5 protein-coding genes are annotated in these 6,764 nt (G+C 46.2%); 1 reads left to right on the forward strand and 4 read right to left on the reverse strand.

Annotation, left to right across the window (positions count from 1 at the left end; translation table 11 throughout):
• Nucleotides 1–228: 228 nt before the first annotated feature.
• Nucleotides 229–2,430: a TonB-dependent receptor gene (locus tag ABW391_RS21275; RefSeq protein WP_353483934.1), complete on the reverse strand. Its 2,202-nt coding sequence runs from the start codon at nucleotides 2,428–2,430 to the stop codon at nucleotides 229–231.
• A gap of 155 nt (nucleotides 2,431–2,585) precedes the next feature.
• Here ABW391_RS21275 and ABW391_RS21280 point away from each other — a divergent pair, with 155 nt between their 5' ends.
• The gene (locus ABW391_RS21280) at nucleotides 2,586–4,271 is read left to right on the forward strand and encodes a S8 family peptidase (protein ID WP_353483935.1); all 1,686 of its coding nucleotides are present in this window, start codon (nucleotides 2,586–2,588) and stop codon (nucleotides 4,269–4,271) included.
• A 6-nt stretch (nucleotides 4,272–4,277) separates the two neighbouring features.
• Here the strand turns inward: ABW391_RS21280 and ABW391_RS21285 are convergent, their stop codons facing one another.
• The 3 genes from ABW391_RS21285 to ABW391_RS21295 form a co-directional block, all read right to left on the reverse strand.
• Complete coding sequence (locus ABW391_RS21285) at nucleotides 4,278–5,084, reverse strand: NIPSNAP family protein (RefSeq protein ID WP_353483936.1); 807 nt, start codon at nucleotides 5,082–5,084, stop codon at nucleotides 4,278–4,280.
• Nucleotides 5,085–5,354: 270 nt separating this feature from the next.
• Complete coding sequence (gene darG / locus ABW391_RS21290; RefSeq protein ID WP_353483937.1) at nucleotides 5,355–6,386, reverse strand: type II toxin-antitoxin system antitoxin DNA ADP-ribosyl glycohydrolase DarG; 1,032 nt, start codon at nucleotides 6,384–6,386, stop codon at nucleotides 5,355–5,357.
• Between the two features lie 11 nt (nucleotides 6,387–6,397).
• Nucleotides 6,398–6,764: DarT ssDNA thymidine ADP-ribosyltransferase family protein (locus ABW391_RS21295; RefSeq protein ID WP_353483938.1), on the reverse strand; the 367-nt coding region annotated here is incomplete at its 5' end.

The following is a 6,764-nucleotide window of genomic DNA, read 5'->3' on the forward strand; positions in this document are numbered from 1 at the left end:
ATTGTTGCATGCCTTCCAAAACCAGCCTTTGCAAGTCAGGATTCCAACCCGCACCTAGGTAGCCTGTACCGCTGAAGTAGAGCCAAGGTTCGCCAGCAATTTGTACTGTTCGGCCAGGAAGTTCGGAAAGGTGATGCATGTTTTTTTCCAAAGTCAAGCAGGTAAGTATGACGCAAAAAATCGGGAAGTTAATTTTTCTGCTTTACTTCTGTCGCGGAGCAATCGCCGTTACAGCACCGAAATTTTCACGCCACAATTCACGATAAAGCCATCCATAGGGGCGTAAATTTCCTTGAATTTTGGATTGGTGATGTATCCGGTATAGGTACTGCCAAACCGGGTTTGCCGCGCATCCAAAAAGTTTTCAAAGTTGAGAAAAATCGACCATTTCTCCCAGATTTTTTCACCCATGAATCCACAAATCCAGTAACTCCGACTCTGGGAATCGTCGCTCAGGCGTTGTGAACTAAAATAGTAGGCTTCCAGTCCCAGTTTCCATTGGTCTTCCAGCTCGTACATCAGCACACTGTTGATGCGGTGCTTGGGCGTGAGCGGCAATTGCACCGACTGACCCGTGCTGCGTGAGCGGGCATCGGTAAGCGTGTAGCCCAAAAAGAGTTTCCAGGGTTTGCGGTAGCTGAACTTGAGGTTGGTTTCAAGTCCACGGGTGGCGTAATCGCCGTCCAGGTTTACAAATGCATAAGGGGTGCCATTGCTGCGGACTTGCAATACCAGGGGGTTGTTGAGCTGGGTATAAAAAAACAACTGGTTCCAGCTGAAATGCACCTCCTCTCCTCCGAAAAATTTAAATGCGCCTTTGTAGTTGAAATCGAAGTTGACGCCAAATGAACGTTCCAAGCGCAGACTGTCGGCTACCGGAATGCTCACTCCCCGATAAGCCAGGGCTTCGCTTTGCTCCGTAAACAAAGTTGGTGCCTTGTAGCCCAGTCCCATGTTGATCCGCGCCGAAACATCTTTGGTGAGTTGGTACAAGACCGCGATGCGGGGCAGAACCACCGCACCATATTGCTGCACCAAATCGCTGCGCAGCCCGGTTTCCAGGGTGTATTGCTTATTGGGATTCCAGGTGTACTGTACAAAAGTGCCAAAATTGCGCAGGTTAAAATTGCGGGGTGGAAATGGGTTTTGGCGGGTCTGGCGGGTTGCTTCCTCAAAATGGTCGCTTTGGTAATTGATGCCCCCAATTAGTTCCTGGCTGGGCTTGGGGCGGTAGCGAGCGTGCAATTCTGAAAAGGACGCAATTTGTGCGCCTTCAAAGCGGTACTGCGGCTGGGAGAGGTCGCGGTTGAAGCGGCTAATGGTGTTGCGCAAACTAAAATTCAGGCGTTTGCTGGCGGTATGGTCAATTTGTACCTGGGTGGCAAAGCGGGCGGTTTCATTCCGTTCAAAGTAGCCCAGATTGGCATTGCCCCGCACGTACTTGATGTCACCGCCCAAACGGTTTTCTTTGCTGTAATTAACCCCCACCTGAATCGTGGTGTTTTCCTGAAAATAAAACCAAAAGCGCGGATTGATGCTGACCCGATTGAAGCGCGGGATGGCGGTGAGACCAATATTGGCAGGATCATAGGCCGAACCCGTATTGCGCGATGCCATCAAGGTAAAACCGACATCATCGTCGAGCATTTTGCTGCAAAAAGCACTCATGTCGAGGCCACCTGCTGAGGTAATGTTGGCCAGAAGCCGCACCATGGGCGTGGCTTCGGGTTGGCGGGTAATGAAGTTGACCAGGCCTGCAATGGCGCCACCGCCGTACAAGGTAGACGCCGATCCTTTGATGACTTCCACCTGCTTGAGGTCGAGGGGCAAAATTTGCAAGAGGCTCAATCCACTGGACAAACCAGCATAAATGGGCAAGCCGTCGCGCAGCAATTGGGTATAGCGCCCATCCAAACCCTGAATGCGGATCGAGGCATTGGCCGAAGTAGCCGAGGTTTGCTGGGTTTGGATGCCTGTACTTTCGTTCAGGAGCATGCGTACATCGCCGGGTTTCATGTTGCTTTTTTCTTCCAATTCTTCTCCCGAAATGGCTTCCACCCGGGTGGGAATGTTTGCAATGCTGCGACTGCTACGGGTACTGCGAATGAGTACTTCTTCCAGCTCTTCTTCCTCCACACTGATGGAAAACACAAGCTGGGTGTTGGCCGCCAATGGAAATTCCAGGCTGCGGTTCAAAGTGCGGTAACCCAAAAACTGGCAGCGAATGGTCTGTTTTCCATCGGGAATGTCCTTGAGCAAGAGCATCCCTGCCGAGTCCGTTGCCCCGCCAATGTTGAATCCCTCCACCAGAATGGCCGCACCTGGGATGGGCGCTTGAGTTTCGGCATCGCGTACCTTGATGGTAGCGGTATTTTGGGCAAAAAGAGACCAAGAGGGGAGGATCAACAGTGCGAGTAAAAGTTTTCTCATTCAACAAATTTTAAATCTGGGGTAAATTTAGGGAAAACACTTGGATTGCGGGTGTTCAAATCATGTTGGTGTTAAAGCACCTTAAAAACGTTTTGCTGCATACATAAAAACAAATTGCAATCGTTCGAAAAATAGGATTTGTAAAAGACGATCTAATGAAAAAACAAATTACGCTCATTATTTTAACTGTCATTTGTGCTATAAATTTTCCGAAGCTTAACGCTCAAAATAGAGATCACGCCCCTGGAGAAATCCTCATTCAGCTTCATCCCAAAGCAAACTTCGCCGCTTGGCGGCAAAAGCATGCTGAAAAAAACAAAACCGCTACCGCTGAATATGGGTGCATCCGCAACATCGTATCCGTTTCCGCACCATTAAACATCTGGAAGATCCAATTTGACAGCACCTGCACTACTGAAAACGCACTCTTGAACGCCTTGCAGCGCGATCCTGCCGTTGCTTTAGCGCAATTCAACCACTATGCCGAATTGCGGGGTACTGAGCCCAATGACCCACTCTTTTCCCAACAATGGCAATGGTACAATCGCGGCCAAAATGCAGGCACTCCAGGTCTGGATATTGGCCTGACTCAGGCTTGGGACATCACGACTGGCGGGGTAACATCTAAGGGAGACAGCATTGTGGTAGCAATTATCGATACGGGTACAGATACTACCCATGCCGACCTGCGCCCCAATCTTTGGTACAACCGCCAGGAGATTCCCAACAACGGCAAAGATGACGATGGCAATGGGTACATTGACGATTACCAAGGCTGGAACAGCGTACGTTTAAATGACGACATTTACGAAACGGACCTGAGTGGTCATGGCACTGGAATTGCCGGAATCATTGGTGCAAAAGGCAACAATGGCCTTGGAGGTACTGGCGTAAACTGGAATGTAAAACTGATGACAGCAGTTTGGGGCGCCAGCGGAACGGAAGAAATTATTTTACGCGCCTTTTCTTATGTTTATACCCAACGCAAATTATACAATCAATCCGCAGGTAAAAAAGGGGCTTTTGTTGTGTCCATCAATGCTTCTTGGGGCATCCCGCGCTTGCGTTCAGCAGATTATCCCATTTGGTGTCCTTTTTTTGACAGCCTTGGTCAACAGGGTATTTTAACCATCAATGCAGCTGGAAAAGATCTTGTCAATACCGAAAAACTGGGGGATATCCCCAGCGCCTGTCCCAGCGATTACCTCCTGGTGGTGACCAATATTGATGAGCAGGGCGAATTAAAGCAAGCGTATGGCCCCAATACAGTGGATTTGGCCTCTTTTGGCCAAAACGTCCTCTCTACCCGCCTTAGAGGAGGGTATCGGGAGTTTTCTGGCACTTCTTTTGCCGCGCCGCAAGTAGCAGGGGCAATCGCTTTGCTGTACGCCACTTCCTGTGGTCATCTTTCTGAATTGGCGCGCAGCAAGCCTGCCGAAGCAGCCTTGCTGTCACGCCATCTGATTCTGGATGGAGTTGAACCCATTGCCTCGCTCCAAGGCAAAGTAGTTACAGGTGGGTATTTGCGCGTCGACAACAGCCTGAAACTGCTCTCCTCTTATTGTGTGGATGACCTTAAAGAACCAATCGAATTGACGGTTCCCAATCCATTTCACGATCAATTGCTGTTGACCATTCGTGCCAACCAGGATATCGAATTGGCAATGCTGGAGGTTTTTAACCTGCAAGGCCAAAAGATCGCTCAGCGAACGGTCAATATCACCAAGGGCTTCAAGAATTCCCTGAGCATAGATTCAAACTCCTGGCCTCAGGGAATGTACTTGTTGCGCTTAAAATGGGGCAAAAAAGAATACGTGGTTCAAAAGGTAGTCAAGATGTAACCCTGCTCAAATCTCAGAATACGCCGTTGGGTGCAACAAATAAATGTGTGACTTTGAAACCGTGTGTTGGTATTCTGGCAATGCAGAGATTTTTTTCCAGAAAGGATCTGCGCCAAATGATTTCCAGTGCGCATCGCGAGATTCGATGTTGTCGAAGGAAGTCATGTACATCAGGTTGGGCATTTGGCGGCCAGCCAGTACTTCGCCATAAAAAATATGGTTGAAGCCCAAACGGGTGAAAATGCTGATCTCCTGACCTTCATTGAACATGTGTACTTTTTTCTGGTACAGTTGTTCAGATCCACCTTCATAGCTGCGCAATTCATAAACGCGATCCGCAGTAGCGCCGCTCAATTGTGGCATCGCCATCATCGGCATGTCTTTGAAAGCTTGCAACACGATGGATTCCATGCGTACATAAGCGGGTTTGTCCCAAGGCGTTTTCAGGTAATCGGCACCATCGGTCTGGAATTGGGCATCCTTGTCCAGGGTAGCAGGCAGGGTATTGAGCAATTCCAGTTTGCGCAATGGAATGAACACATAAATCCGTTTCCCTGCGGCAGTGTCCTTTTCAATGGGTTTGTATACCCCCACTTTCTTGATTCCAGCGCGGTGCAAGGCCGGGATGTAGGCTTTTTCCAGAAACTGATCTACGCGCATTTCCTGCTCCTTGCCATTGATGCGGTAAATCTTGATTTCGTAGAATTCGCGTTTGCCGCCTGCGTTATCCGCGACATTGGTGGTACTGCTCATGAATACCAGCAGGAAAAGTGCAGCGCAAAGTGCTTGAGCGAGCGTTTTGATGTAGTTCATTTGAATGAATTGATGTTGAATGTTTGTTTACAACTTATAAGTAGTTGATCACATTAAATGATCACTTTTGAAGAGGCTATTTTTTTCGCAGCCGAGGCAAAAAACGTAGGCGATGCAGGGCATCGGCGAGGCTTTTTAACGAAGGATGAGTAAAAAAGAGCCCTTCAAAGTGATTGATTTAATGTGGTAAACTACTTAGATCCGGCATTGGTTCACCAAGGCAAAACAAAGCCCGTCGGGCGCAATGATAAAAAAAAGCAAAGCTACATCCTAAACCAACGTGGCTTTTTGAATATGCGCGAAAGAAATTTCAAGGTATTTTGGATCCGAAAACAAACTTCGTTTCCGATTGCTCCATTCCTGTAATTTTTTCGAGACCTCTTCTTTGTCCGAAATATTGAATCGGTGCATGATGTAGTCAATACTAGACAATAACTCCAGGGCAAAATCCGAATAAAACCCATTTAAAAATGCTTTGGTTTTTTCCGCAATGGTGATAAGTTCTGGATTGTTTTCAACGTATTTTTTCACAGCATCATACCCATCTGCAACCATCATCAATGGCTCAAATGGTTTTTTATTCATATCACTGTAGCCCATTAGGTAACTCCCATTTAAAGCATTCAGTACAAATCGTACTTTTCCGGAATAAGGGCCATAAAAATTAGGTTCAAAGTTGAGTTTGAAATATTTCTCAGCCCCGAATCTTTGTAAAAAGTAACACACCTTTTCACTGGAAAATTCGGACACATATTCACCGTTACGCACCAAATCATAAAGCATGTAAAGAAGCAGGGCTCTGGCATCTGTTAGTTTCACCCTTTCTTTTTTTAGATGCTCCTTGATTTCGACATTTGGTTCATACACCATGATTTCTGCATCAAGATTTGCCAACTTCTGCTCTATCATTTTTTTTACTCTTTCCCATTCCAAACCACCATTTCCTGCACCCAAGGGGGGAATCGCAACACTCCGAATTTCATTTTCTTCCAATACATGAATCAAATCGTCCAGGCCTTCGGAAATAAAGCTATATTCTGATGGTTTTCGCCAATCCCTTTTGGTTGGAAAATTAATGATAATTTTTTCACCTGTATTTAAATTTATATCCTTGAAAACCAATGATTTGCCTATTTTTAGTTCCCCTTTTTTACAAGCTTCTGCATAAGCCTTAAAATTATGTGGAAATGTTTTTTTGAACTGCAAAGCAATGCCTTTTCCCATGACCCCTACCGTATTCACCGTATTGACCAGGGCTTGTGCCTTACTTTCCAAGATATCTCCAGTTACATACTTGATCATAGCAACAAGTTTTAAAAGTAAGCTTCAGGGGTTAGCTTAATTTTTTCTGCTTCAATTCCGAAAGCTAATAATTTTTGTTTAGCTTCATCATTGTAGCAACCAAACGCAGTTATGCATTTGGCGGGTATATCATCAGAAACCAGAAACTCTGCTTGTTTTTTTCTTTTAATATTCAAATTTTCTTCTCCACCCCAATAAGAGGATTTAACAGCGTCCCAGTTTATCAGGTTTGGCAATTCGGCCAATTTACTTTTATCATAAAACTTTGCATAGCGATCTGTAGCATGAACATCCGAAAAAAAATAAGCTATACAGCTCCCAATTACATCAGCAAGCAAACATTTCAAATATACAATATCCTGGGCAGGAGTTGCTCTT

Origin of the sequence: Haliscomenobacter sp. (genome assembly GCF_040403615.1) — a bacterium.
Taxonomy (GTDB): Bacteria; Bacteroidota; Bacteroidia; order Chitinophagales; family Saprospiraceae; genus Haliscomenobacter.

What these genes read in the sequence shown, in the direction of transcription:
- ABW391_RS21275 (WP_353483934.1), bottom strand. Translation starts at nt 2,430, where the DNA reads ATGAGAAAACTTTTACTCGCACTGTTGATCCTCCCCTCTTGGTCTCTT.
- ABW391_RS21280 (WP_353483935.1), top strand. Translation starts at nt 2,586, where the DNA reads ATGAAAAAACAAATTACGCTCATTATTTTAACTGTCATTTGTGCTATA.
- ABW391_RS21285 (WP_353483936.1), bottom strand. Translation starts at nt 5,084, where the DNA reads ATGAACTACATCAAAACGCTCGCTCAAGCACTTTGCGCTGCACTTTTC.
- darG (WP_353483937.1), bottom strand. Translation starts at nt 6,386, where the DNA reads ATGATCAAGTATGTAACTGGAGATATCTTGGAAAGTAAGGCACAAGCC.